The organism is Salinimicrobium maris (assembly GCF_049680855.1).
Classification (GTDB): domain Bacteria; phylum Bacteroidota; class Bacteroidia; order Flavobacteriales; family Flavobacteriaceae; genus Salinimicrobium.
Genome location: NZ_JBMPGS010000001.1, coordinates 1,159,435 through 1,183,922 on the forward strand (window position 1 = coordinate 1,159,435; position 24,488 = coordinate 1,183,922).

At 41.9% G+C, this 24,488-nt stretch carries 24 protein-coding genes; 18 read left to right on the top strand and 6 right to left on the bottom strand.

All coding sequences use genetic code 11. From position 1 onward, the window contains the following. Window positions 1-68: 68 nt before the first annotated feature. Window positions 69-968: an alpha/beta hydrolase gene (locus ACOV1Q_RS05425; RefSeq protein WP_424493345.1), complete on the bottom strand. Its 900-nt coding sequence runs from the start codon at window positions 966-968 to the stop codon at window positions 69-71. A 304-nt stretch (window positions 969-1,272) separates the two neighbouring features. Between ACOV1Q_RS05425 and ACOV1Q_RS05430 the strand changes: the two genes are divergently transcribed. From ACOV1Q_RS05430 to dnaG, 4 genes are all read left to right on the top strand, one after another. Further along, a complete protein-coding gene (locus ACOV1Q_RS05430; protein ID WP_424493346.1) occupies window positions 1,273-1,830 on the top strand; it encodes an RNA polymerase sigma factor in 558 nt (185 codons plus the stop codon). After that, a complete protein-coding gene (locus ACOV1Q_RS05435) occupies window positions 1,817-2,572 on the top strand; it encodes a hypothetical protein (RefSeq protein ID WP_424493347.1) in 756 nt (251 codons plus the stop codon). Before ACOV1Q_RS05430 ends, ACOV1Q_RS05435 begins: the two co-directional genes overlap by 14 nt. 120 nt (window positions 2,573-2,692) lie before the next feature. Further along, a complete protein-coding gene (locus tag ACOV1Q_RS05440) occupies window positions 2,693-3,724 on the top strand; it encodes a hypothetical protein (RefSeq protein WP_424493348.1) in 1,032 nt (343 codons plus the stop codon). A gap of 113 nt (window positions 3,725-3,837) precedes the next feature. Further along, on the top strand, window positions 3,838-5,790 hold the full coding sequence (gene dnaG, locus ACOV1Q_RS05445; RefSeq protein ID WP_424493349.1) for a DNA primase: 1,953 nt from the start codon (window positions 3,838-3,840) through the stop codon (window positions 5,788-5,790). Here the strand turns inward: dnaG and ACOV1Q_RS05450 are convergent. Together ACOV1Q_RS05450 and nadE are read right to left on the bottom strand one after the other, a co-directional pair. Then, window positions 5,783-6,421, bottom strand: coding sequence for a response regulator transcription factor (locus ACOV1Q_RS05450; protein WP_424493350.1), 639 nt, complete (start codon window positions 6,419-6,421; stop codon window positions 5,783-5,785). The genes dnaG and ACOV1Q_RS05450 overlap by 8 nt on opposite strands. A 141-nt stretch (window positions 6,422-6,562) precedes the next feature. Continuing rightward, a complete protein-coding gene (nadE, locus tag ACOV1Q_RS05455) occupies window positions 6,563-7,351 on the bottom strand; it encodes an NAD(+) synthase (protein ID WP_424493351.1) in 789 nt (262 codons plus the stop codon). Window positions 7,352-7,454: 103 nt separating this feature from the next. Between nadE and gldB the strand changes: the two genes are divergently transcribed. Beyond that, the gene (gene gldB, locus ACOV1Q_RS05460) at window positions 7,455-8,414 is read left to right on the top strand and encodes a gliding motility lipoprotein GldB (RefSeq protein WP_424493352.1); all 960 of its coding nucleotides are present in this window, start codon (window positions 7,455-7,457) and stop codon (window positions 8,412-8,414) included. Next, complete coding sequence (gene gldC / locus ACOV1Q_RS05465) at window positions 8,414-8,752, top strand: gliding motility protein GldC (protein WP_424493353.1); 339 nt, start codon at window positions 8,414-8,416, stop codon at window positions 8,750-8,752. Before gldB ends, gldC begins: the two co-directional genes overlap by 1 nt. 84 nt (window positions 8,753-8,836) lie before the next feature. Here the strand turns inward: gldC and ACOV1Q_RS05470 are convergent, their stop codons facing one another. From ACOV1Q_RS05470 to ACOV1Q_RS05480, 3 genes are all read right to left on the bottom strand, one after another. Next, window positions 8,837-9,004, bottom strand: a complete 168-nt coding sequence (locus ACOV1Q_RS05470; RefSeq protein WP_424493354.1) for a hypothetical protein — start codon at window positions 9,002-9,004, stop codon at window positions 8,837-8,839. A 145-nt stretch (window positions 9,005-9,149) separates the two neighbouring features. Next, window positions 9,150-9,755 (bottom strand): ribosome biogenesis GTP-binding protein YihA/YsxC, encoded by a 606-nt coding sequence (gene yihA, locus ACOV1Q_RS05475; RefSeq protein ID WP_424493355.1) that lies wholly within the window; start codon window positions 9,753-9,755, stop codon window positions 9,150-9,152. A gap of 10 nt (window positions 9,756-9,765) precedes the next feature. Further along, complete coding sequence (locus ACOV1Q_RS05480) at window positions 9,766-10,530, bottom strand: alpha/beta fold hydrolase (RefSeq protein WP_424493356.1); 765 nt, start codon at window positions 10,528-10,530, stop codon at window positions 9,766-9,768. 290 nt (window positions 10,531-10,820) lie between these two features. Here ACOV1Q_RS05480 and mraZ point away from each other — a divergent pair, with 290 nt between their 5' ends. The 12 genes from mraZ to ftsA are packed head-to-tail and all read left to right on the top strand — an operon-like array spanning window position 10,821 to window position 24,440. Continuing rightward, complete coding sequence (gene mraZ, locus ACOV1Q_RS05485) at window positions 10,821-11,291, top strand: division/cell wall cluster transcriptional repressor MraZ (protein WP_424493357.1); 471 nt, start codon at window positions 10,821-10,823, stop codon at window positions 11,289-11,291. Continuing rightward, the gene (gene rsmH / locus ACOV1Q_RS05490; RefSeq protein WP_424493358.1) at window positions 11,278-12,174 is read left to right on the top strand and encodes a 16S rRNA (cytosine(1402)-N(4))-methyltransferase RsmH; all 897 of its coding nucleotides are present in this window, start codon (window positions 11,278-11,280) and stop codon (window positions 12,172-12,174) included. Before mraZ ends, rsmH begins: the two co-directional genes overlap by 14 nt. Before the next feature lie 24 nt (window positions 12,175-12,198). Continuing rightward, window positions 12,199-12,519: an FtsL-like putative cell division protein gene (locus ACOV1Q_RS05495; protein WP_424493359.1), complete on the top strand. Its 321-nt coding sequence runs from the start codon at window positions 12,199-12,201 to the stop codon at window positions 12,517-12,519. Window positions 12,520-12,524: 5 nt separating this feature from the next. Then, window positions 12,525-14,531 (top strand): penicillin-binding protein, encoded by a 2,007-nt coding sequence (locus ACOV1Q_RS05500; protein ID WP_424493360.1) that lies wholly within the window; start codon window positions 12,525-12,527, stop codon window positions 14,529-14,531. Beyond that, window positions 14,528-15,991 (top strand): UDP-N-acetylmuramoyl-L-alanyl-D-glutamate--2,6-diaminopimelate ligase, encoded by a 1,464-nt coding sequence (locus tag ACOV1Q_RS05505; RefSeq protein ID WP_424493361.1) that lies wholly within the window; start codon window positions 14,528-14,530, stop codon window positions 15,989-15,991. Before ACOV1Q_RS05500 ends, ACOV1Q_RS05505 begins: the two co-directional genes overlap by 4 nt. 30 nt (window positions 15,992-16,021) lie before the next feature. After that, window positions 16,022-17,266 (top strand): phospho-N-acetylmuramoyl-pentapeptide-transferase, encoded by a 1,245-nt coding sequence (gene mraY, locus ACOV1Q_RS05510; protein WP_424493362.1) that lies wholly within the window; start codon window positions 16,022-16,024, stop codon window positions 17,264-17,266. A 6-nt stretch (window positions 17,267-17,272) separates the two neighbouring features. Beyond that, a complete protein-coding gene (gene murD, locus ACOV1Q_RS05515) occupies window positions 17,273-18,649 on the top strand; it encodes a UDP-N-acetylmuramoyl-L-alanine--D-glutamate ligase (RefSeq protein ID WP_424493363.1) in 1,377 nt (458 codons plus the stop codon). Between the two features lie 59 nt (window positions 18,650-18,708). Further along, a complete protein-coding gene (locus ACOV1Q_RS05520) occupies window positions 18,709-19,917 on the top strand; it encodes an FtsW/RodA/SpoVE family cell cycle protein (RefSeq protein ID WP_424493364.1) in 1,209 nt (402 codons plus the stop codon). Then, window positions 19,914-21,014 (top strand): undecaprenyldiphospho-muramoylpentapeptide beta-N-acetylglucosaminyltransferase, encoded by a 1,101-nt coding sequence (murG, locus tag ACOV1Q_RS05525; RefSeq protein ID WP_424493365.1) that lies wholly within the window; start codon window positions 19,914-19,916, stop codon window positions 21,012-21,014. Before ACOV1Q_RS05520 ends, murG begins: the two co-directional genes overlap by 4 nt. Before the next feature lies 1 nt (window position 21,015). After that, complete coding sequence (murC, locus tag ACOV1Q_RS05530; protein ID WP_424493366.1) at window positions 21,016-22,377, top strand: UDP-N-acetylmuramate--L-alanine ligase; 1,362 nt, start codon at window positions 21,016-21,018, stop codon at window positions 22,375-22,377. After that, on the top strand, window positions 22,374-23,090 hold the full coding sequence (locus tag ACOV1Q_RS05535) for a cell division protein FtsQ/DivIB (RefSeq protein WP_424493367.1): 717 nt from the start codon (window positions 22,374-22,376) through the stop codon (window positions 23,088-23,090). Before murC ends, ACOV1Q_RS05535 begins: the two co-directional genes overlap by 4 nt. Window positions 23,091-23,093: 3 nt before the next feature. Continuing rightward, complete coding sequence (gene ftsA / locus ACOV1Q_RS05540) at window positions 23,094-24,440, top strand: cell division protein FtsA (protein ID WP_424493368.1); 1,347 nt, start codon at window positions 23,094-23,096, stop codon at window positions 24,438-24,440. Window positions 24,441-24,488: the final 48 nt, after the last annotated feature.

Consider the following 24,488-nt stretch of genomic DNA (forward strand, 5'->3'; position numbering starts at 1 on the left):
AAATGATCTTTGCGCTCACAAAAGAACACAGAAAAGAAATCATCGCAGAAGGTTCATTTTGCCATTTGTTACTTCAAAACATGAGTTTGTTGCCATTCGTTATTAAGAAATACTTCTTTAAAGAAACTGAAAACCATAGGAAATTCATTAATGGGCATGCTGGAAATTTCGTGCCCCGCACCCTCATAAGTTACCAGAAGATAAGAACTTCCATTCTTTTCGAGCCTTTCAGCAATGGTTTTGGAACCGTCCAAAATCAAATATCCCGGGGCTGATGGTTCACAAAAATGATGTGGCGCTGTTGCATAGGGAACAAGATTATCATCTGTTCCGTGGAAAAAAACTGCGGGAACCGCATTTTCTTTGTTGATGTAGCGGGCATCGAGCAAAGCACCTGCGAGGGAAAAGACGCCGTTGAAGTTAAGATGGTCGTATTTTCTGGCATTTTTCAGGAGTAGCGGGCGATTGTAAACGGCATTAAGAACAGCTTCGGCACCTGCACTGCTGCCGCCTACAATGAGCTTTTCGGGATCTATTTTAAAGCGGGATTTGTTCTCTATCAAAAATGCAACGGCATCTAGAAAATCCTCTCCTGCTTTCCTAAAAGTTTCAACTTTTCCTGCAGCGTTAAAATCGCAACCAAAATTTGCTCCTTTCCTGGTAAGCCTGTAAGAAATTTGTGCTACAACATAGCCTTTTTTCGCAGCTGCTTCAGCAAACTTAACTTCTCCTTCACTGCGCGGAGAACCACCCGAAAATCCGCCGCCGTGCATAAAGACAATAAGCGGGCGCGAATTCATGGTATCTTTTAAAGGCTGATAAAGATCTAAACTCAATTGCTCGCCGTCTTTGGTAGCATAAATTTCGGTCGTTCTGTCTTTTAGTTCAAATTGATCTTCAATGTATCTATTTTGCCCTAAGGCTAATGTGCTGATGAATAGGATAAAAAGGCTGAGAAATTGTTTCATTGTGCGAAAGAATTATAAAATTGAAAAATAAGATTATTCCCAGAGTCCTGAAAGTTTATTCGGTTTAAAGACACCGTACCTAATTCTTCAAAAATGACAAATTTTAATCCTTTTATTTTTCCGGATTTTGCATATGAACCACTTCAGGAATTTGGTGCTAATTGCACATTTTAGAGAGGTTTTTAATGTTAGCATTCTTCCGAAGTTTAAATAATTTCAGAAAAAATGAAAAAAAAATCCAACCTCAGGCAACCTTTTGTAATTTTCATGCGTCTATGTTAATAGAAGGCTTTAAAAAGAACCTGTGAAAGTAATTCCGCTTTATAAGAACGAACGGCAACTTATTGCCGGGGCAGCCAAAAACAACCGGGAGGCGCAACAGCAGCTTTACCAGATGTTTTCGGGGAAAATGCTGAGCGTTTGCAGGATGTATACCAAAGACCTGCAGCATGCAGAAGAAGTAATGCTTAACGGTTTTTTTAAAGTTTTCACCCATATTAAAGATTACAAAAGTGAAGGCAGTTTTGAAGGCTGGATACGGCGAATCATGATTAGGGAATCAATTTCCTTTCTGCGAAGTCATAAGAAACTGGAATTTCGGGAAGAGGTGATCACCAATGAAAGTTTCAATAATATCCAGTCGGGCATTGATGCAGAACACATTCAACGGCTTATTGATGCGTTGCCCGAAGGTTATAGGGTGGTTTTTGTAATGTATGCCATAGAAGGCTACAAACATGAGGAAATCGCAAAAATTCTTGGCATCTCGCCCGGCACTTCAAAATCACAGCTTTTTAAAGCAAGAAAGCTGTTGCAGGAAAAATTAAAAACAGAAAAAACCTCAGGTTATGGGACGACATAGATTTGAAAAGGAGTTTGCTGAGAAGTTGCGTGACCGCGAGCTTGAAGCCACACCGGGCAGTTGGGAAAAGTTACAGGCGCGGCTGGAAACTTCGGAAGAGAAAAAGAGCAGGTTCCCCGTAAAATGGATAGGTATCGCAGCTTCTATTGCCGCTGCAGTATTGATCTACAGTCTTGCTTTTAATCATCAAGACGTGCCGCAGGAAACAGAGATAGTAAATTCAGCTTCTGAAGGAGAGGTGGAAAGCATAAATCCACAAGAGGAGACAAAAGTGGCTTTTGAAGAAGCAATTCCCGTAAAAACGGAAGAGAAAACTACGGTTTTCGAAGATAGAAAGAGTGAAGAAACTACCTTGAAACCGAAAAAAGAAAGTACGGCTGTCGCGCTGGCAACTGAAAGTCAAGAGCCATCAAGGTCAAGGGAGGTTATACAACTAGCGGAGTTGAAAAGTATTCCAAAAGAGGAAATTTCCCGCGGACTTGAAGAAGTGATAGCTGCAGTGGCTTCCGAAGAAAATAATGGTGACGCCGTGAGTGATGCCGAGCTTGAAGAATTGCTTCGCAAAGCCGCCAATCAAATTCATATGGAAAAAAATGCAGTAGCCGGGACTCCAATAGATGCAAACTCGTTGCTCTATGAGGTGGAAAGGGAAATTGAAAAGAGTTTTCGTGATAAAGTTTTTGAAGTGTTGAAAGACAGTTATTTTAAAACAAAAACCGCGGTGGCTAACAGGAATTTCTAGAAAAGTATGTCAAAACGCCATTTTTGGCTTCCAATCAATAAATAATTTCATCAATCAAAATTCCGGGGAAGCCTCTCCGTAAGGGGAGGCCGGGAGCCGGAGAACTAAAATCACACTATTATGAGAACTATTACAATCTTACTTACCATTATGTTCCTGAATGTTGCCATGCCGGTAGCACAGGCCCAGGAAGAATCTATGTGGGACAAGATCGAGCGCCTGGAAAAGCAAAAAGAGCAAATTACTGCTGAAGAAAAAGCTGCGTTAAAAGCAAAGGTGGAGAGGATCAACCAGCGCCTGGACAATAAAGAAATTACACAGGATGAAGCTGCCCGATTAAAAGAGGAAGCGGCAAAAGAACACGCCCTTAATATTGAAAATCGTATTGCTATAATTGACAATAAAATTGCCCTTTTAAGCCGTACAGATGGGGATGATGAATTTGAAGATGAGGACGACGATTTTGATAATGAATGGAACTGGGACTGGAATTCAGACGAAAAGGACAGGTATAACCGAACCAACACGAGCCTCGTTATTGCCGCCGGGTTTAACAACGCACTACAGGAGGGACAGTCTGTTAATGATTCAGACTTTAAGGTGGCGGGGAGTAGGTTCTTTGAAATTGGGATCGACTGGAAAACCAGGGTTTTCAATAACTCCAACTGGTTGCGTTTTAGATATGGATTCTCATTTCAGTTCAACGGATTAAAGCCAACAGAAAATCGCTACTTTGTAGAAGATGGTGACTTGACCGTACTTGAGGAATTTCCTGTAGACCTGGATAAATCAAAATTTAGAATGGACAATCTGGTAATTCCTGTGCATTTTGAAATTGGGCCTTCACTAAGAAGGGAGTCAGATAACCGCGTATGGTTTTCCGACGAAGATCAATTTAAGATAGGCTTTGGTGGTTATGCAGGTTTGAATATTGGGGAACGCCAAAAATTGAAATATTCCGAAGATGGTGATAAAGTGAAGGAAAAGAACAAAAATGACTTTAATACCAATGATTTCATCTATGGTTTGAGCGCCTATATAGGGTGGGGAGATACTTCGCTCTACGCAAAGTATGATCTTAACCACATTTTTAAAGAACCAAACGTGCAACTGAATAATGTTTCCATAGGACTGCGCCTGGATCTTGATTAAAAAGCCGTTTCATTTTTATAAATTTTTAGCCATAAGGAGAGAGGAATAATTATGTTTCCTCTCTCCTTTTTTCCTATTTTTGGCCATTCACGTAATTCTTTTCCGTAGCCAATTTGATTTCAAAAAACACCATAGACAAGGTCTTCGAAACTGCCCGGGTAGAGGAGGTGTTGGGGGATTTTGTTCAGTTAAAAAAGTCTGGGAGCAACTTCAAGGGATTAAGTCCGTTCAGCGATGAGCGCACCCCATCCTTCATGGTTTCTCCCGTGAAACAAATCTGGAAGGATTTCTCCAGCGGAAAAGGAGGAAATGTGGTTGCTTTTTTAATGGAGCACGAGCATTTCACCTATCCTGAAGCTATAAAATACCTGGCGAAGAAATATAATATTGAAGTTGAGGAAACCGAGCAGAGCCAGGAACAAAAGCAGGAGGCAGATGAGCGGGAAAGCATGTACCTGGTTTCTGAATTTGCAAGTGAATATTTTCAGAAGGTACTACTGAATACAGAACGAGGAAAAGCCATTGGCCTTAGTTATTTTAAAGAAAGAGGTTTTACCGAAGAAACGATTGAAAAATTTAACCTTGGCTATTCTCCCGATGAGTGGGAAGCTTTTACGACCGAAGCCATTAAAAAGGGATATAAGCTTGAATATCTTGAAAAAACGGGCCTAACGATCGTAAAGGAAGAAAAACAGTTCGATCGGTTTAAAGGACGGGTAATGTTTCCAATTCAGTCGATGTCAGGAAGAGTCCTGGGTTTTGGCGGTAGGATTCTTGGAAATGACAAAAAAGCAGCAAAATATTTAAACAGTCCCGAAAGCGAGATCTACCATAAAAGCAAAGTGCTTTACGGTATTTATCACGCCAAACAGGCTATTGCAAAAGAAGACAACTGTTATCTAGTAGAAGGCTATACAGATGTGATCCAGTTTAACCAAACGGGAATTGAAAATGTGGTTTCCTCTTCGGGGACTGCTTTGACGCCCGAGCAAATTCGGCTTATTAACAGGCTTACAAAAAACATTACGGTGCTTTTTGACAGTGATGCTGCGGGGCAACGGGCCTCACTCCGTGGAATTGATTTGATCCTGGAGCAGGGAATGAACGTGAAGGTTTGTACTTTTCCGGAAGGAGAAGACCCCGATAGTTTTGCCAAAAAACATTCGGAAGAGGAACTGAAGCTGTACCTTATAGATCATTCCACCGATTTTATTAGTTACAAGGCGTCGCTTCTAATGGAAGAAGCTAAAAATGATCCTGTTAAGAAGGCTTCTTTGATTCGGGATATGGTCACCAGTATTTCTAAGATCCCAGATTCTATTCAGCAGGAAATCTATGTCCAGGAAACCTCGCGTATCATGGACATCTCTGAAGAGGTTATTTTTACGACGCTCGCGCAACTGGGTGCCAGGGAACAACAAAAACAACCAGCAAAGAAAAAAGAAGCTTTAAGTGTCGTAAAGGATGAACCTGCTCCCCGGGCCAAGGTGAACGAACTATATGAGCTGGAGCGAACGATTATTAGCCTGCTGCTTCTTTATGGAAACCTTGAAGAGGAGTTTGAGGATCTCATCATGAAGGAAAACGAAAAAGGAGAGCTGGAGCTAACTCCTGAAATTCACACTTCAAAAGTATTTGAAAAGGTTTACCTTGACCTACAAGAGGACGAAGTGGAGTTTACAAATGAAATGTTTCAGAAAATTTATCAGCATGTCATTGCCAAACTTACCGAAGGGAATGATTTTGCAATTGAGAATTTAATAAATGAAATGCCTTCTGAAAATGCTGCGGAAGTAACCACTATTCTCATGGAGGAGGAACAGTATGTACTTCACGACTGGGAGCGAATGGAAATCTTTGTGACCGATAAAAAGAAAAGGGTAGGAAGGATGGTAAATGAAACTATACTTTCCATGCGGCGTTACCTGGTTTCAAAGAAGATCGACGAATTGAACAAGGAGATTAAAGAAGCGCCTGCAGACAAAACTTCAGATCTTCTGCAGGATGTTATGGATTATTTATCCCTCAAAAAGGTGCTTTCCAACAAACTTAACCGTGTTATGTAACTTTTAGTTGCAGCAGCCTTGACTGGTTGATCAAATCTGCAAGGTTATCTACCCGTAATTTTTTAAGAAGCCTGGTTTTATAAGTGCTTACAGTTTTTTCATTAATGTTAAGGGCTTCTGCGATATCTTTATTTCTTTTTCCGGTAGAAAGAAGGTTTAGCACTTCTATTTCCCGGGTGGACAGTTTCTTATACCTCGAAATGAGATTATTAGATCGTATCGTTCCTGAATTCAGTTTTTCACTTATCTCTTTGTTTAGATAAATTCCTCCACGGGCTACTTGATGAATTGCTTCTTTAAGTACTTCTGTGGAAACTGTTTTGCTCAGGTATGCTGCAGCCCCGGCTTTAATAGCATTTAATGCATACATTTCTTCCGGGTGACAGCTCAAGATGAGAATTTTCGTTCCTGGGTGTTCGCTTTTAATAGTTCGTAGAGCGGTGATGCCATTGATCTCTGGAAGGTCTATTTCCATAATTAAGACATCTGGAATTCTATTTCGAAGAGACCTGAACAAATCCTTCCCATTTGTCACCTTTCCAATAACTTCATAAATTCCATCTCTCTCCAGAAGAGCTGAGATTCCCATTCGGGTTATTGGATGATGGTCTGCAATGAGAATTGTATTCATCGGTCATTTATTTAAAATATGGATACTGGTTTTTCCGACTCATTTAACTGATATATAATCAGTTATAATATTAAATCGCAGGGGAGAAGGAAAGATAAGTCATATTTTAAAAAAAACAACAAAATTTTCGACCAAGGGCAGCTATTTCAGTTGAACGGGAATTTCACAAACCGGGATAGGAACCATTTTATGTTTGTTGGCATTGTTCCTGGATTTGTAGATTTCGAAGGCCTGTTTTTGTCTTCCGGAGAAATCTTCGGCAGTCTTACCATCTTCTTCCATTCTCATAGCCCATTCCAGTTCATTGTAAGTGGCACCAATCTGGTCTTCGTCACTGCGGCTGTCTCCAAAGAGTCCGTCTGTAGGAGCTGCATTGATGATTTCTTCGGCAACATCCAGGTGCTTCGCCAGTTCATAGACTTCGCTCTTCATAAGATCGGCGATGGGACTAAGATCTACGCCGCCATCTCCGTATTTGGTAAAGAAGCCAACTCCAAAATCTTCTACCTTATTTCCTGTTCCTGCCACCAGGTAACCGTGGAGTCCGGCAAAATAGTAAAGCGTTGTCATTCGCAAACGGGCTCGGGTATTGGCAAGTGAAAGGTCCAGGGAAGGACTGGCCTCTACATGAGGAAGAGACCCTTTTAATTGTTCAAATGGCTGGGTAAGGTCTACGCGGATATCTGTAACGTTGGCAAACTTCTTCTTAAGTCCCAAAATGTGATTTTCTGCTCTGGTTACCTGCGCTTGCTGCTGGTGAATTGGCATTTCCACACATAGGGTTCGCATGCCGGTTTTCGCGCAAAGCGCCGAAACCACAGCAGAATCAATTCCGCCGCTAATGCCAAGTACAAACCCGTTCATTTTCGAATTAGTAGCATAGGTTTTTAGCCAGTTTACAATATGGTCGATCACTTTTTCGCTTTGCATAAATTGGTGTTTTAAAGAAGTAAACAATATCTTTGTACACAAAAATAACGGAAAGCTTCAAAACCTGGTAGCGTGACCCGTTAAAGCCTTCTTAATTCTTGCTATGCTAAGAAAATTCATTGCCCTGTTTTTCCTCTTTTTATGCCTTTCCTGCGCCAATGAAGACCAAAGGGAGGAAGAAATTGCAGCTATTCCTGTAGAAGTGGAACTTATCCGCTTTGATGAAATATTTGCAGCGGCCGCGCCGGAAGATTTACGCGGCTTAAAGAAAGATTTTTCTTACCTTTTCCCTTCGCAGTTTCCCGATGAGGTGTGGGTTGAGAAGATGCAGGACACCATACAACTGGAGATAAATAGGGAAGTCGCCAAAGAATTTCCAAACCTTGATCAAACGAAAGAGGAGCTGCATTCTCTTTTTCAGCATGTGAAATATTATTTTCCGCAGGAAAATATTCCGGAGGTTGTTACCCTCACTTCCGAAGTAGATTATCGAAACAAAGTAATTTGGGAGGACGATCTATTGCTCATTTCTTTGGACACTTACTTAGGGACAGATCATCATTTTTATATCGGGATTCAAGAGTATATAAAGAAGACTTTTGAGAAGGAGCAAATCGCCTCGGATGTAGCAGATGCTTTTGCTCAGAACCAGATCAACAGGCCCACCGCCCGAACTTTCCTGGCGCATATGATCTACTACGGAAAAATATTATACCTCAATGATCTTTTGATCCCATTTAAAACCGATGCCCAAAAAATTGGATATACCGAAGCCGAATTAAACTGGGCCCGGCAAAATGAAACGCAGGTTTGGAGATATTTTGTGGAAAAGGAGCTGTTGTATGATACAAATTCTGAGCTGCAAAGCCGGTTCTTGTTTCCCGGACCTTTCTCCAAATTTTACCTGGAGCTCGATGCCGACTCTCCTGCGAAACTGGGACAGTATATTGGCTGGCAGATTGTACGGCAGTACATGTCCAAAAATGACATTTCTGTAGAAGATTTAATAGAGGCAGAGGCAGAAACTATTTTTAATCAATCGAATTATAAACCAAAGAAATAATGGCTGAATTTAAAAAATCCAATATCAATATTAACGTAACGCTTGATGAAAACCGGGTTCCTGAAGAACTTCACTGGAGTGCCGAAGATGGAGGTGTTGAAAACGAAGAAGCGAAAGCAATGCTTTTATCTATGTGGGATCCAAAACAGAAGGAAACCTTAAGAATCGACCTGTGGACAAAAGACATGCCGCTCGATGACATGAAGGTTTTCTTTCATCAAACCCTGGTTGCGATGAGTGATACTTTCTACAGGGCAACCCAGGATGACAAAATGCGGGATACCATGAAGGATTTTACAGATTATTTTGCAGATAAACTTGATCTTAAAAAGAAGTAATAGACCTTATACCTTTAGGAAAAGAAGGATCCCATTTTTTTGATGCGAGAAAATTCGTGCACCAGTTCGTGGAATTTTTAAGTTCTAATAGAACCTGGCTATTAGGTTTTGCATAAACGAAAGCGCCGCAGTTTTGGGGGTGTAGGTGAAAAAGGCTTTTCCGAAGAAAAGAATTGTCTGGCAATATTGATGTTCTGAATCCCGGCATCCTTTGAAGCCTTGCTCCTCCAAAAAAGCGCGGGAAAATGACATTTTTGCCACTCTTTGAAACATTTTCTTTTGTAGCTGCGGATTTTTTTCCGGAGCGGGACTATTTTTTGGGCTGGTAAAAGGAAGCTTTTTCTTCCAAAATCCTGCTTTTAAAAACTGAGATAATATTAAGTCGCGAAGAAGAGTTTTACTGTGGAAGAAACTGTTCGTTGATGCTGTCAATATAATCCAAAACGCTTTCCCTGCCCATTCCTGTAGTGGAACTGGTGACAAAATACTGTGGCATTTCAGTCCAGGTTTGCAGCATTTCAGCTTTGTATTCTTCGATATTCCTTTCCAGGGCTTTTGGTTTAAGCTTATCGGTTTTAGTGAAAATGATGCAGAATGGAACCTGGTGTTCTCCCAGCCATTGCATGAATTCCATATCTATTGGCTGGGGTTTGTGCCTGCTGTCAATCAATACAAAAGCACATAACATTTGCTCTCGCTTTTCGAAGTAAGCTGTTATAAACTTCTGAAAGGTTTTTTTTGCCGATTTTGATACTCTGGCATAACCATAGCCTGGTAAATCTACAAGATGCCATTCCCCGTTGATCAAAAAATGGTTGATCAACTGGGTCTTTCCCGGTCGTCCTGAAGTTTTGGCTAGGCTCTTTCTTTCGGTGATCATGTTGATGAGGGAAGACTTTCCAACATTACTGCGCCCAATGAAGGCATACTCCGGCAACTTACTGTCCGGACACTTAGAAACTTCACTGTTGCTGATAACGAATTCAGCCGATTTGATCTTCATGAGACCTGTTTTATAATTTCCTTTCGGTGAGCCATGTGTACAGGATCTGGTTGAAAGGCTCCGGGTGTTCCATCATGGCTGCATGGCCGCATTTTTCTATCCAGTAAAGATCTGAATCTGGCAGGAGGCGATTAAAATCTTCTGCAACTTCAGGAGGAGTGACATTATCATTTTTCCCCCAGATGATGCAGGTAGGAGTGCGCATCTTTGGAAGATCCTTGGACATGTTATGTCTTATTGCACTTTTGGCTATAGCAAGGGTTTTGATCAATTTCTTGCGGTCATTGACAGATTCAAACACATCATCCACTATCTCTTTTGTGGCTACTTTCGGGTCGTAAAATACGTTTTCTGCCTTCTTTTTAATGTAATCGTAATCTCCACGTTTTGGGTAGCTTTCACCCATTGCACTTTCATAGAGGCCAGAGCTTCCGGTAATAACCAGAGCTTTAACAACTTCAGGATACATTTTGGTGGTTAGCAGGGCGATATGCCCCCCAAGAGAATTTCCGAGAAGAATTACTTCATTAAATCCTTTAAAATCTATAAATTCCTTAAGATGTTTGGCAAAGTTTGCTACGCTGGTTTTGATGAGAGGCATGCTGTAGATAGGGAGGTCTACAATGACCACTTTATATCCATTTTTTGGAAAAAAATTCATCACTCCTTCAAAGTTGCTCAGCCCGCCCATTAGTCCGTGCAGAATGATTATTGGAGTTCCTTCACCTTCTTCTACATAACTGAATTTTCCTTCTTTCCTTAAATTATTTTTCATTGGTTGCCTTTGCTGTTAGCAATCGCAAATATAGCGATTTCATTACAAGTATAAGGATTTTAGTTAAAATTCCTAATCCCTGAGAGGCAGTTTTGCTGCAATTCTTTTTCCTTAAAATCTGCCGGTTCGAAAAAAAATTCTTAACAATCCTGCACCCAACTGAAACTCTGTCAGATAGTTGATTGTATCTGCAATGGAGCTTCAATGTTGGCGTAATTTATTAACAATGTGGTAAAAAGTGGTAAAAAGTGGTAATTTTTTCAATATATTTGAATCGAAATCTATTCACAGTGGTAAACCTCGTTGGAACATATGAATGCAAGGTAGATGCAAAGGGCCGATTAATGGTCCCGGCGCCTCTGAAAAAGCAGCTTGTGCCTATGTTACAAGATGGTTTTGTGTTGAAAAGATCGGTTTATGAGAACTGCCTGGAGCTATATCCTTTAAAGGAGTGGGACGCGGTCATGGAAGAAATGGACGGCAGGTTGAACCGTTTTTTGAAGCCGCACAGGAATCTTATGAGAAGGTTTACAGCGGGAGCGAAAACTGTGGATGTGGATACAAATGGAAGATTGCTTATTCCTAAGGATTTGGTGGAGTTTGCCGGAATAGATAAAGAAATTGTACTCACTTCGGCGATGAATTACATCGAGATTTGGGACAAGCAGAAATATGAAAATACCCTTGATGATTCAGTAGACGATTTTGCAGAACTGGCTGAAGAAATTATGGGAAACCAACAGAACAATGGAATATCATAACCCGGTATTATTAAAGGAAACGGTAGATGGTCTTAACATCAGGGAAGATGGTGTTTATGTGGATGTGACCTTTGGCGGTGGCGGGCATTCTAAGGAAATTCTTAACCGGCTTGGTCATGGCGGGAAACTTTTTGCTTTTGACCAGGATAAAGATGCTTTGGATAACACGATTGATGATGAGCGTTTTACGCTTATCAATGAAAATTTCCGGTTCATAAAGCGTTTTTTGAGGTTTCACGGAATCCGGAAGGTAGATGGAATTCTCGGGGATTTTGGAGTTTCTTCGCACCAGTTTGATGTCGCAGAAAGGGGGTTTTCAACCCGCTTTGAATCCAGGCTGGATATGCGAATGGATCAAAAAAGCAGCCTAAGTGCATATCATGTTGTGAATGAATATGAAGAAAAGCAGGTAAAGGCTGTTCTTTATAATTATGGAGAGCTGCGCAATGCTCCAAAGATCGCAAGAACGATTGTTTCAGAAAGAAAAGAAAAGCCGATTGAGACCAGTGAGCATTTAAAGGAGGTTTTGAAGCCATTTTTACCTGCTGCCAAAGAGCATAAGATCCTGGCGCAAATTTACCAGGCGATTCGCATTGAAGTGAACCAGGAAATTGAAGCTTTAAAGGAATTTTTACTGCAGACGGAGGAATTGCTGAACGAGGGCGGACGATTGAGCCTTATTTCGTATCACTCGCTCGAAGACAGGCTGGTGAAGCGATTTATTAGAAGCGGCATGTTTGAAGGGGAGCCCGAAAAAGACTTCTACGGAAACATTTCTGTTCCCTTTAAAAAGGTGGGAAAGTTAATTGTTCCTTCTTCCGAAGAAATAAAAAGAAATAATCGCGCCCGAAGTGCCAAACTTCGTGTTGCTGAAAAACTATAGCGGGAAACGGCATTTTTGGATGGTATGACCAAGAGTTTTTATGACATATTAAAGGGGAAGTTTTTAATAAGCAATGACGCTTTTAAAAATTGGCGCTTTATTCTTTTTTGTACCGGGCTGGCTATCATTATGATCGCCAGTTCGCACAGTGCAGAAAGAAAGGTTCATGACATTGCAAAACTGAACAATGATGTGCTGGAATTGCGCAGTGAATTCTCCGATCTACGATCCAGGTTAATGCGCATTAAAATGGAATCGACCATAACCGAAAAAATGGCGGAAAAAGGAATAAAACCATCTGAAACTCCGCCCACGAAAATTGTAATCAAATCTCAACCTGAATAGCTCCAATGGCTACGACAGAGAAGCACATATTAAACAGAATGTACATCGTGGTAGGCTGCATGTTCCTTTTTGCTGTCCTGGTAGGGTTGAAGTTGATGGATATACAATTCGTGGAGGGCGAAGAATACAAGCAGTTGGCCCAGGAGAGAACCTACAGGAATTTTACAATTCCTGCAAACCGTGGTAATCTTTACGATGTAAACGGGAATCTTCTGGCGACTTCTGTTCCAAAATATGACATAAGGTTTGATGCTGTAACGGTTTCGGATAAAAATTTTGAGGAAAATATCACGCCGCTTTCAGAAGAGTTGTCGAAAATGTTTGGGAAGTCTGCCGCACATTATTCCCAAACCTTACGGACTGCACGTGCAAATCGCCACAGGTATTTTCTCATTGCGCGTAATCTTGGCTATTCCGAATATATTAAGGTGAAGAATTTTCCCATGTTCAGGCTAGGTTCCAATCGCGGCGGCATTATCGTAGAGCAGCGTACCGTAAGGGAGCATCCTTTGGGTAAAATGGGGGAAAGAACGGTGGGTTACGAGCGCCAGGATGAAAACGGATATTTTACAAGAGTGGGTTTAGAAGGTGCTTTTGGACCATACATGCGTGGCAAAGAAGGACGGCGGCTTAAGCAAAAGATCGCCAAGGGGCAGTGGAAGCCTATAAGTGACAATAATGAACTGGAGCCAAAAGACGGTTATGATCTTATCTCTACCATAGATGTAAAGATTCAGGATATTGCCCACCATGCTCTATTAAAGCAGCTGGAAAAATATGAAGCAGATCATGGCTCTGTTGTGGTAATGGAAACCGCAACTGGGGAAATACGTGCGATTTCCAACCTCGGCCGCACTTCCAGAGGCACCTATTATGAAAAATTGAATTACGCTGTAGGTGAATCTCATGAACCGGGATCAACCTTCAAGTTGATGGCCATGGTAGTGGCACTGGAGGACAAGGTAATTGACACCAGTACAGTGGTTGATACCGAGAACGGGATCATGACCATCTACCGTCGAAAAGTAAGAGATTCGCGCCGTGGAGGATATGGAAAAATTTCTGCTGCCAAGGCTTTTGAAGTTTCTTCAAACGTGGGGGTGGTGAAACTTATTTATGACAATTATAAAGATAAGCCACAGGAATTTGTAGACGCTCTTAAGGACATGCACCTTGGAGAGGAGCTGGGACTGGCAATAAAAGGAGAAGGAAAACCCTACATTCCGGCTCCGGGAGATAGTAAATGGTCCGGGTTGTCATTGCCGTGGATGGCATATGGTTATGGAAGTATCCAAATCACTCCGTTGCAAACCCTCACCTTTTACAACGCCATTGCCAATGGAGGGGAAATGGTAAAGCCAAGGTTTATTAAAGAGGTTAAGGAGTGGGATAAAACCATTGAAAAATTTGATAAAGAGGTGATCGATCCTCAAATATGTTCTGAAGAAACGGTGGCGAAGGTGCAGGAAATGATGAAAAATGTGGTGGAAAGAGGTACCGGAAAAAGCCTTTATGATCCCGATTTTTCCATGGCAGGAAAAACCGGAACTGCACAAACCGAATATTGGATGGACGACTGGCCGTCAAACCCTCGGTACATTTCCTCTTTTGTAGGATATTTCCCGGCAGAAAATCCTAAATACTCCTGTATTGTGGTCATCCATAAACCCAACAACAAAATTGGTTATTACGGTGCCGATGTAAGCGGACCTGTATTTAAGAGAATCGCTCAAAAGATCTTTACAGATACTCCGGTGACCGATGAACTTCAGAATCTTGACAGTACCGACGCGAAGATTGAGAAAAAATACGAACAGTACTTTGCCATTTCAAGATCTGCAAAGCAGGTGATGCCAGATTTAAGAGGAATGCCTGCCATGGATGCTATTTCCATTCTTGAGAACCTGGGACTACAGGTGAAGATATCCGGAAATGGGAAAGTAGCTCAACAATCTATACGCGCCGGGGAAAGCATTAAACCAAACCAGACGATAAACCTGAATTTAAGTTGACGATTTTAAAAGACATATTATATAAAGTTCCGTTGGAAGCAGTAATTGGCGACACCAACACCACCGTGAATGCCATACATTTTGATTCCAGAAAAGTGGATTCAAACGACGTTTTTGTCGCTATTAAAGGAACAAAATCTAATGGACATGATTTCATCGAACCATCTATCAAAAAAGGTGCATCTGTCATTGTTTGTGAGGAGCTTCCTAAAGAACATGAAAACGGCATTACTTATGTCCAGGTGCAGGATTCTCACAAGGCTCTTGCCATCATGGCGGCAAATTTCTACGGAAATCCTTCCGAAAACCTTAGGCTTGTAGGTGTAACCGGAACCAATGGTAAGACTACCATTGCTTCCCTGCTTTACCAGCTGTTCACAAAAGCCGGTTTTAAGGTGGGATTATTATCTACCGTTGAAATTAAAGTGGGTGAGGAAAGTTTTAAAACCTTGCACACCACGCCAGATTCCCTGATCATTAATTCTTACCTCAAAAAAATGAACGAGGCTGGAGTAGAGTATTGTTTTATGGAAGTGAGTTCCCACGGGATTGCCCAGCACCGTACTACGGCATTGAATTTCGCCGGCGGGATTTTCACCAATCTGTCGCACGAACACCTGGATTATCACAGTTCCTTTGCTGAATACAGGGATGTCAAAAAGAGGTTTTTTGATGAACTTTCTCCTTCGGCATTTGCGCTTACCAATATTGATGACAAGAACGGGCCGGTGATGCTTCAGAACACCAAAGCCAAAAAGGTCACTTACGCCCTTAAATCTTATGCAGATTATTCAGCAAAAATCCTGGAAAATGAATTCAGCGGATTGCTTCTTAAGATCAACGGGCAGGATGTATGGACCAAGCTCATAGGAACTTTTAATGCATACAACGTTCTGGCTATTTACGCAGCCGCGGAATTGCTTGGCCTGAAGACGCTTGAAAGCCTGAAATATATAAGTGAACTGCAGGCCGTAAGCGGCAGGTTTCAGTATTTCATTTCCGAAGGAAAAGTTACGGCAATCGTAGATTACGCACACACGCCCGATGCTTTGCAAAATGTACTGGAAACGATCAATACCATTCGTACGAAAAACGAAGAACTTATTACCGTGGTTGGCTGCGGCGGAGATCGCGACAAAACAAAACGGCCAAAAATGGGATATATCGCTTCGGCTTTAAGTACTAAAGTGATATTTACCAGCGATAATCCACGTACCGAAGACCCCGATAAGATCGTGGAAGAAGTGGAAGCCGGGGTGGAACCACAGAATTTCAAGAAAATAATGTCCATAACCAACCGCAAGCAGGCGATAAAAACTGCCTGCCAAATAGCGGGTAAGAATGATATTATTCTCATTGCCGGCAAGGGTCATGAGACGTACCAGGAGATCAACGGAGAAAGATTTGATTTTGATGATCTAAAGATCGTAACAGAATTTCTAAAAGAATTAAAAAAATAATTCTTCCGCAGGAAGGAAGTAGGAAAGCTTATGTTGTATCACTTATTTGAATATTTAGAGCGATTATACCAGTTTCCGGGGGAGAGTTTGTACCAGTACATCTCTTTTCGGTCTGCCATGGCGATCATTTTTTCTTTGGGTATCTCAACTATTTTTGGAAAAAAGATCATCAACTATCTGCAGCGCCAGCAGGTGGGAGAAAGTGTGCGGGATCTTGGCCTGGAAGGGCAGAGCGAAAAAGCAGGTACGCCAACTATGGGTGGTGTGATTATTATCATTGCCACGCTCATTCCTGTCTTACTTTTTGCGAATCTCACAAATATTTACGTGATCCTGTTGATTGTGACCACGCTTTGGATGGGAGCAATTGGTTTTATAGATGATTATATTAAAACCTTTAAAAAAGACAAAGAAGGGCTAAAAGGCATTTTTAAAGTATTTGGCCAGATAGGTCTTGGACTCATTGTAGGTGCTACTATTTATTTTCATCCAGATATTACCATTAATGAAAACCCGGTGCTGCCCAGCAGAACATCGGCTGTAGAGATGGTTTCTTCAGCGGGAAATCCTGAAGCAAAGATTTCTACGGAAGAAAAGTCAACCAAAACCACCATTCCGTTTGTAAAAAATAATGAATTCAATTACGCCAGTCTCATTTCCTGGATAAATCCAGAATGGGCGAAATATGCCTGGCTTATCTTTATTCCAATTGTCATTTTCATCGTAACAGCGGTATCAAACGGGGCAAACCTTACAGACGGAATTGACGGACTAGCGGCAGGAACTTCAGCAATTATTGTTCTTACGCTGGGGCTGTTTGCCTGGGTTTCGGGGAACATCATCTTTTCAGATTATTTGAACGTCATGTATATTCCGCGATCGGGTGAAATGACGATTTATATTTCTGCTTTTGCGGGAGCATTGGTGGGATTTCTTTGGTACAATACCTTTCCTGCCCAGGTTTTTATGGGCGATACGGGAAGTTTAACTATTGGCGGAATTATCGCGGTACTTGCCCTGGCCACTAGAAAAGAATTATTGATCCCGCTGTTGTGCGGTGTGTTTTTGATCGAAAACCTTTCGGTAGTGATGCAGGTGGGCTGGTTTAAATATACCAAGAAGAAATATGGCGAAGGAAGGCGCATTTTTAAGATGTCACCGCTGCACCATCATTTTCAAAAAGCAGGTTTTCATGAGAGCAAGATCGTCGTGAGGTTCTGGATCATTGGGATCTTCCTGGCAATTGTCACTGTAGTAACATTAAAACTAAGATAGCATAAAATGGCAATTTCCACTCAAAATACAACTTTGAAGAACGACGGGAACAATTTCCTCGTCATTCTTGGTGGTGGTGAAAGCGGCGTGGGTACTGCTATTCTAGCAAAACAAAAAGGTTACAGGGTCTTTGTGTCCGATCTTGGAAAGATAGCCGATAAATACAAGGAAACTCTGGTAGAACACCAGGTGGAATGGGAAGAGGAAAAGCATACTGAAAATGTCCTTTTTGAAGCCGGACTCGTAATGAAGAGTCCGGGGATTCCTGAGGACGCCCCAATGGTGAACCAATTGCGGGGCAAAGGCATCAATGTTATTTCTGAAATAGAATTTGCTTCAGAATTTACAGAGAGTCAAATTATCGGAATTACCGGAAGCAATGGCAAAACCACGACCACGTCTCTTACACATCATATTTTAAAGAATGGAGATCTAAATGTGTCAATGGCGGGAAACATAGGGAAAAGTTTCGCGCGGCAGGTGGCAGAAAATGCAGCAGAAACTTTTGTGCTGGAGCTAAGCAGTTTTCAGCTGGATGGAATTGAAAATTTCAGGCCACACATCGCGGTGCTTACAAACATCACCCCAGATCATCTGGACAGATATAATCATAGGTTTGAAGAATATATTGCTTCAAAATTCAGGATTACTAAAAATCAGACAGAAGAAGACTTTTTTATATACGATGCAGATAACGAAATTATTGCAAAATGGCTTAAAGAATTTCCTATTAGATCAAGAAAATTGCCTTTTTCCCTTCAGGAAGAATTGGAAAATGGCGCCTGTATAAAAAATGATGAAATACAAATCAAGATTGATAACAACATTTTCACTATGCCAACAAATACATTATCCCTGGAAGGGAAACACAATGCAAAGAATGCCATGGCTGCTGCCACGGTAGCGCAGTTGCTAAGAATTAGAAAAGAAACCATTCGGGAAAGCCTTGAAAATTTTCAGGGGGTAGAACATCGTCTTGAAAAGGTTTTGAAGATCAATAATGTGCAATATATCAATGATTCTAAAGCGACCAATGTAAATGCCACTTATTATGCGCTGGAAAGCATGGAAGCAGAAACCGTGTGGATCGTTGGTGGCGTTGATAAAGGCAACGATTATTCAGAACTTTTGTCGCTGGTGAATGAGAAGGTAAAGGCGATCGTTTGCCTTGGTGTGGATAATTCTCGTATCCAGAATGCCTTCGGAAATTGTGTAGACACTATTGTGGAAACCCGCAATATGGAAGAAGCTGTAAGAGAAGCCTACAGACTTTCCGAAAAAGGGGATGCAGTTTTATTATCTCCCGCATGTGCAAGTTTTGATCTCTTCAAGAACTATGAAGACAGGGGAAGACAATTTAAAGACGCAGTTAGAAATTTATAATCAGAATAAGGATTGATCGTCATCCTGAATTTATTTCAGGATCTCAACGAAATTAGAAAATGAGTACTATTTTTTCATACGTAAAGGGAGATAAAGCCATCTGGGCCACCGCCGGATTGTTGGCTGTATTTTCATTTTTGCCGGTGTACAGCGCCAGTAGCAATCTCGCCTATTTGTATGGAGACGGAAGTACATTTCACTACCTGGTCAATCATTTAATTTATCTCTTCCTGGGCTTTGTGATTATGTTCTTTATTCATAAAGTTCCTTATCACTATTTCAAAGGACTCTCCATTCTGGTGATGCCCATTCTGGTAGTGCTTCTCATTTATACCATTTCACAAGGTGTCACCATTGACGGGGCAAATGCCAGCCGATGGATCAACATCCCGTTTATTAATAAAACCTTTCAAACTTCCACACTAGCCTCTGTCGTGCTGCTTACGTACGTGGCGCGTTATATGGCAAAACTCAAGGACAGGGAGTACAATTTTGTGCAAACCATCTTGCCTTTATGGGTGCCGGTGGCGATTATACTAATGCTTATCCTTCCCGCTAACTTTTCAACTACAGCAATTTTATTTGCAATGGTTATTTTGCTGGTTTTTATTGGTGGATATCCTTTTAAATACTTATCTATTATTGTAGGTTCTGGCCTTGTGGTGCTTTTGATCTTCGGGTTAACAGCAAAAGCATTTCCGGGGCTTTTTCCAAACAGGGTGGATACCTGGATAAGCAGGGTAGAAAATTTCGCCAATGATGAGGACACTGAAGCAGATTACCAGATAGAAAGAGCTAAAATTGCGATTGCCACTGGTGGTATTAGCGGTAACGGAATAGGCAAAAGTGTACAACGGAATTTTCTTCCGCAGTCTTCTTCAGATTTTATTTATGCAATCATTGTAGAGGAAATGGGGCTTATTGGCGGCCTTGGAGTTATGCTGGCTTATCTTTTATTACTATTCAGGATCATCATTGTAGCCACTAAAGCAAACTGCGCCTTTGGAAAATTGCTGGTCATTGGCCTGGGTTTACCCATTATCGTGCAGGCGCTGGTGAATATGGCGGTTGCGGTGGAGCTTTTTCCTGTAACCGGGCAAACCTTGCCGCTTATAAGTAGTGGTGGTTCTTCCATTTGGATGACCTGCCTGGCGCTGGGAATTATTCTTAGTGTTAGTGCGAAACGCGAAGAAGAGATAAAGCAAATCGAAGACCAGGAGAGCGAGGAGGAAGAAAATCCACTGGAAATTTTAAGTGAAGCGATATGAAAAGAGGAGTACGAGTGATATTATCTGGAGGAGGAACAGGAGGGCATATTTATCCTGCCATTTCAATTGCCAATGAGATAAAGGAACGATACCCTGATGCCGAAATTCTTTTTGTAGGAGCTGAAGATCGCATGGAAATGCAAAAAGTGCCCGAAGCAGGATATAAGATCGAAGGCCTATGGATCAGCGGATTTCAACGAAAATTAAGCTTCAAAAACCTGCTTTTTCCGGTAAAGCTTATGAAAAGTCTCTGGAAGGCAAAGAAAATATTAAACCGCTTTAAACCCGATGTGGTTGTTGGTACAGGAGGATTTGCAAGTGGCCCTCTATTGCAAATGGCGAATCAAAATAACATTCCGACGGTAGTTCAGGAACAGAACTCTCTGGCGGGAGTAACGAACAAACTTTTGGCAAAAAAAGCTAACGTGATTTGCACGGCTTATCCAGATATGGAACGGTTTTTCCCCGCCGAAAAGACGGTTTTAACCGGAAATCCGGTGCGACAGGATCTTTTGAGCGTACCTCAAAAAAGGGAAGAAGCGATTTCATTTTTTAAACTGGATCCTGAAAAGAAAATCTTACTTGTACTGGGCGGAAGCCTTGGTGCCCGGAAGATCAATGAACTGGTTCATGAAAATCTGGTGGAATTCGAGAGACATAATTTACAGATCATCTGGCAGACGGGAACGCTGTACTTTGATGAATACAGAAAATACAACGAGGCCGGAAATGTCAAGACTTATGCGTTCATGAACCGAATGGACCTTGCCTATGCCGGGGCAGATGTAATCATTTCGCGTGCCGGTGCAGGAACTGTTTCTGAATTGTGCATAGTGGGAAAACCGGTGCTTTTCGTCCCTTCTCCAAACGTGGCCGAAGATCACCAGACAAAAAACGCCCTAGCCCTCGCGCAAAGAGATGCCGCGGTAGTGATTTCAGAAAAAGACCTGGATAAAAAATTCAGGGAGATATTTTTCCCGTTGCTGGAGTCTGAAGACAAGCTGTATGAGCTGGGAAAAAATATTCAGAAGATGGCGAAACCTTACGCCACTTCCAATATTGTGGATGAAATAGAAAAATTAATCGGGAAAAAGTGATATGAGCGGCTTTGAGAACATAACGAATATGTATTTCCTCGGAATTGGAGGAATAGGCATGAGTGCGCTCGCCCGTTACTTTAATGCGCAGAAAATGCGCGTTGCCGGTTATGATAAAACCAGAACGACGTTAACCAATGCACTGGAAAAGGAAGGAATAAATGTCATTTTTGAAGATGTAGTAGAAGTTATTCCTGAAGAATTTAAAGATCCGGGAAATGCACTTATTGTTTATACACCGGCTGTTCCGCAGGATCATAAGCAGTTGAATTATTTTAAATCTGCAGGATTTACGGTAGAAAAGAGATCTGTGGTGCTGGGCAGGATCACCAAGGAAATTTATACCCTTGCTGTAGCAGGAACCCACGGAAAAACCACTACTACGGCCATGCTGGCACACCTACTGAAAGAAACAGGAGCCGAAGTAACCGCTTTCCTTGGCGGACTGGCAGAAAATTTTCAAAGCAATCTTGTTTTGGAAGGTTCTAAAGTCATGGTGGCCGAAGCCGATGAATTTGATAGATCATTTTTGCAGCTTTCGCCGAATATTGCCGCAATCACCTCTATGGATGCAGATCACCTTGATATTTACGGTGAAAATGAACAACTGCAGCAGTCATTTTTGGATTTCGCCGGACTCGTACCGCAGGATGGCACTTTGTTTTACAAAAAGGGACTTCCACTAAATGGCACTTCCCTTGAAATAGAAGACGATGCCGATGTTACTGCGGAAAACATACGTGTCAAAAATGGCACTTATCACTTCGATTTAAATTTTAGAAGAGAAGTATATAAAGATTTTAGTTTGAGCTTACCCGGTAAGCACAATTTGTTTAATGCAGTCACAGCACTGGCGATGGCCTTAGAATTCGGCTGCCCCCCAGCTGGCCTCGCCCGGGCTTTGGCTGCTTTTAAAGGAGTTCATAGAAGGTTTTCTTACAGGATCAAACAGGAAAACCTAGTGATGATTGACGATTATGCACATCATCCTGCCGAAATTGCGGCCGTGCACCAGGCGGTGCGTGAAATGCACCCCAAAAAAGAGGTTCTGGCGGTTTTTCAGCCGCACCTTTTTAGCCGAACAAGGGATTTTGCTGAAGATTTTGCGAAAAGTCTGGGCTTATTTGATCAAATCATGCTATTGGATATTTATCCGGCCAGGGAAAAGCCTGTAGAAGGAATTACTTCAGATTGGCTTTTAAACAAGATAGTGAATGAGAAGAAGCAACTGGTTCAAAAAGAGGCACTTTCAGAGGCTATTTTTGAAGCGGTGAGGAAAGATAAGGCGCAGGTAGTTCTAATGCTGGGAGCCGGTGATATTGGCGAAGAAGTGGATGTGGTGAAAAAATATTTGTTATCGTGAAAATTAACTGGAATTACATAAAAGGTTTCTTGCTCATTGCCGCAGTGTTCTTTTTATTTGCATTTGCGGAAAAACGCAATAATTCCCGAAAATTAGCCGAAGTAAATCTTCAGTTTACCAATAGCGAAAACCTCTATGTAACTGAAGAAGCGGTTAATAAATTGTTAATACAAAATCACGTAGTACCCAAATCTATAGATAAAGATACTTTAGATTTGAGTAGGGTCGAGGCTGTGCTGGATGCTCATGAAATGATAGAGAAGGCAGAGGTTTATATGAGCGTTGACGGCAGGATGGGAGCAGACATCACACAACGTAAACCAATAGGCAGAGTGCTGGCTGCCAGGCAGTACTATGTTGACAGGCAGGGAGAAAAAATGCCGCTTTCAGAGTTCTATTCTGCGCGGGTGCCGCTGGTAACCGGGATAAGGGAAGAGCATGTGAAAGAGGTTTTTCCGTTGCTGGATTTCATTAGGAAAGATCCTTTTTTGAAGATCCATGTAACCGGAATCAACCGTCTCTACAACGGGATGTATGAGCTGGAGGTGCGGGAGCAGGATTTTTCTGTTCACTTTGGGGCGATTGAAAATATAGAAAGAAAGGCAACAAATTTTAAGGCTTTTTATCAGAAAGCAATGAAAGATAAAAAACTGAACGCCTACAAAAAAGTGGATTTACAATTTAGAGACCAGGTTGTAAGCACTAAAAAATAAGATATGGAACAAAACGACATTGCAGTAGGATTAGATATTGGTACCACGAAAATTGTTGCCATGATTGGCCGTATGAATGATTACGGTAAGATGGAGATTGTTGGAATTGGGAAAGCAAAAAGTCTTGGTGTTCATCGTGGGGTAGTAAATAACATTACACAAACTATACAATCTATTCAGCAGGCCATTCAGGAAGCTGAATCGGATTCAGGATTGAAGATAAAGGAAGTAGTGGTGGGAATCGCGGGGCAGCATATTAGAAGCCTGCAGCACAGTGATTACATTACACGACCCAATGCCGATGAGGTTATTGATTCAACAGATATTGATAAGCTTTGCAACCAGGTTCACAAGCTGGTAATGCTGCCGGGAGAGGAAATTATTCATGTGCTTCCGCAGGAATTTAAAGTTGACGGGCAGGCCGAGATCAAAGAGCCCATTGGAATGTACGGCGGAAGACTGGAAGCAAACTTCCACGTGGTGGTTGGACAGGTTTCCAGCATCAGGAATATTGGCAGGTGCGTGAAAAGCGCCGGCCTTGATCTATCGGCCGTAACCCTTGAGCCCTTGGCTTCAGCAAATGCGGTTTTGAGTCAGGAGGAAAAAGAAGCCGGGGTGGCCTTGGTGGATATTGGAGGTGGTACGACAGATCTTGCGATCTTCAAAGATGGCATTATTCGTCATACTTCTGTAATTCCTTTTGGCGGTGGCGTAATTACCGAAGACATCAAGGAAGGTTGTTCGATCATTGAAAAGCAGGCAGAGCTTCTGAAGATTAAATTCGGAAGTGCATGGCCGGGTGAGAATAAGGATAACGAGATTGTTTCAATTCCGGGATTACGCGGAAGGGAGCCTAAGGAGATCACCCTTAAGAACCTTAGCAAGATCATTCATGCACGAGTTGTGGAAATCATTGAGCAGGTATACTTAGAGATCAAGAATTACGGACACGAGGAGCAGAAGAAAAAACTGATCGCAGGGATTGTTTTGACCGGTGGCGGGGCACAGCTAAAGCATATTAAGCAGCTGGTGGAATACATCACCGGCATGGATACCAGGATAGGTTATCCCAACGAACATTTGGCGGGAGACAGCGATGCAGAAACTACCAGCCCGTTATATGCAACGGCAGTGGGGCTTGTGCTAAACAGCCTGGAGATAGGCAAGAAGAACATACAAGCAGAAGAAGCAGCAGAAGAAGAGGTTGCTCCCGAGCCGGCGAATTCAATTGAAGCCGGACAGGAGGAATTTGAAGAAGAAGATTTGTCGGCCAGTGTAACACAGCAAAAAAAGACCTTTTTTGAAAAGTGGGCAGAAAAGTTCAAGGACTTTTTAGACAAGGCTGAATAAGAAAAAAAATTGATAAAATATTCTATGAAAATTAGAAGAGAAAGAAGT

Bases quoted from the DNA above. Each gene is read 5' to 3' on its own strand.
- ACOV1Q_RS05425 (WP_424493345.1), bottom strand. From the start codon at position 968: ATGAAACAATTTCTCAGCCTTTTTATCCTATTCATCAGCACATTAGCC.
- ACOV1Q_RS05435 (WP_424493347.1), top strand. From the start codon at position 1,817: ATGGGACGACATAGATTTGAAAAGGAGTTTGCTGAGAAGTTGCGTGAC.
- ACOV1Q_RS05440 (WP_424493348.1), top strand. From the start codon at position 2,693: ATGAGAACTATTACAATCTTACTTACCATTATGTTCCTGAATGTTGCC.
- ACOV1Q_RS05450 (WP_424493350.1), bottom strand. From the start codon at position 6,421: ATGAATACAATTCTCATTGCAGACCATCATCCAATAACCCGAATGGGA.
- nadE (WP_424493351.1), bottom strand. From the start codon at position 7,351: ATGCAAAGCGAAAAAGTGATCGACCATATTGTAAACTGGCTAAAAACC.
- gldB (WP_424493352.1), top strand. From the start codon at position 7,455: ATGCTAAGAAAATTCATTGCCCTGTTTTTCCTCTTTTTATGCCTTTCC.
- gldC (WP_424493353.1), top strand. From the start codon at position 8,414: ATGGCTGAATTTAAAAAATCCAATATCAATATTAACGTAACGCTTGAT.
- ACOV1Q_RS05470 (WP_424493354.1), bottom strand. From the start codon at position 9,004: ATGTCATTTTCCCGCGCTTTTTTGGAGGAGCAAGGCTTCAAAGGATGC.
- yihA (WP_424493355.1), bottom strand. From the start codon at position 9,755: ATGAAGATCAAATCGGCTGAATTCGTTATCAGCAACAGTGAAGTTTCT.
- ACOV1Q_RS05480 (WP_424493356.1), bottom strand. From the start codon at position 10,530: ATGAAAAATAATTTAAGGAAAGAAGGAAAATTCAGTTATGTAGAAGAA.
- rsmH (WP_424493358.1), top strand. From the start codon at position 11,278: ATGGAATATCATAACCCGGTATTATTAAAGGAAACGGTAGATGGTCTT.
- ACOV1Q_RS05495 (WP_424493359.1), top strand. From the start codon at position 12,199: ATGACCAAGAGTTTTTATGACATATTAAAGGGGAAGTTTTTAATAAGC.
- ACOV1Q_RS05500 (WP_424493360.1), top strand. From the start codon at position 12,525: ATGGCTACGACAGAGAAGCACATATTAAACAGAATGTACATCGTGGTA.
- mraY (WP_424493362.1), top strand. From the start codon at position 16,022: ATGTTGTATCACTTATTTGAATATTTAGAGCGATTATACCAGTTTCCG.
- murD (WP_424493363.1), top strand. From the start codon at position 17,273: ATGGCAATTTCCACTCAAAATACAACTTTGAAGAACGACGGGAACAAT.
- ACOV1Q_RS05520 (WP_424493364.1), top strand. From the start codon at position 18,709: ATGAGTACTATTTTTTCATACGTAAAGGGAGATAAAGCCATCTGGGCC.
- murG (WP_424493365.1), top strand. From the start codon at position 19,914: ATGAAAAGAGGAGTACGAGTGATATTATCTGGAGGAGGAACAGGAGGG.
- murC (WP_424493366.1), top strand. From the start codon at position 21,016: ATGAGCGGCTTTGAGAACATAACGAATATGTATTTCCTCGGAATTGGA.
- ftsA (WP_424493368.1), top strand. From the start codon at position 23,094: ATGGAACAAAACGACATTGCAGTAGGATTAGATATTGGTACCACGAAA.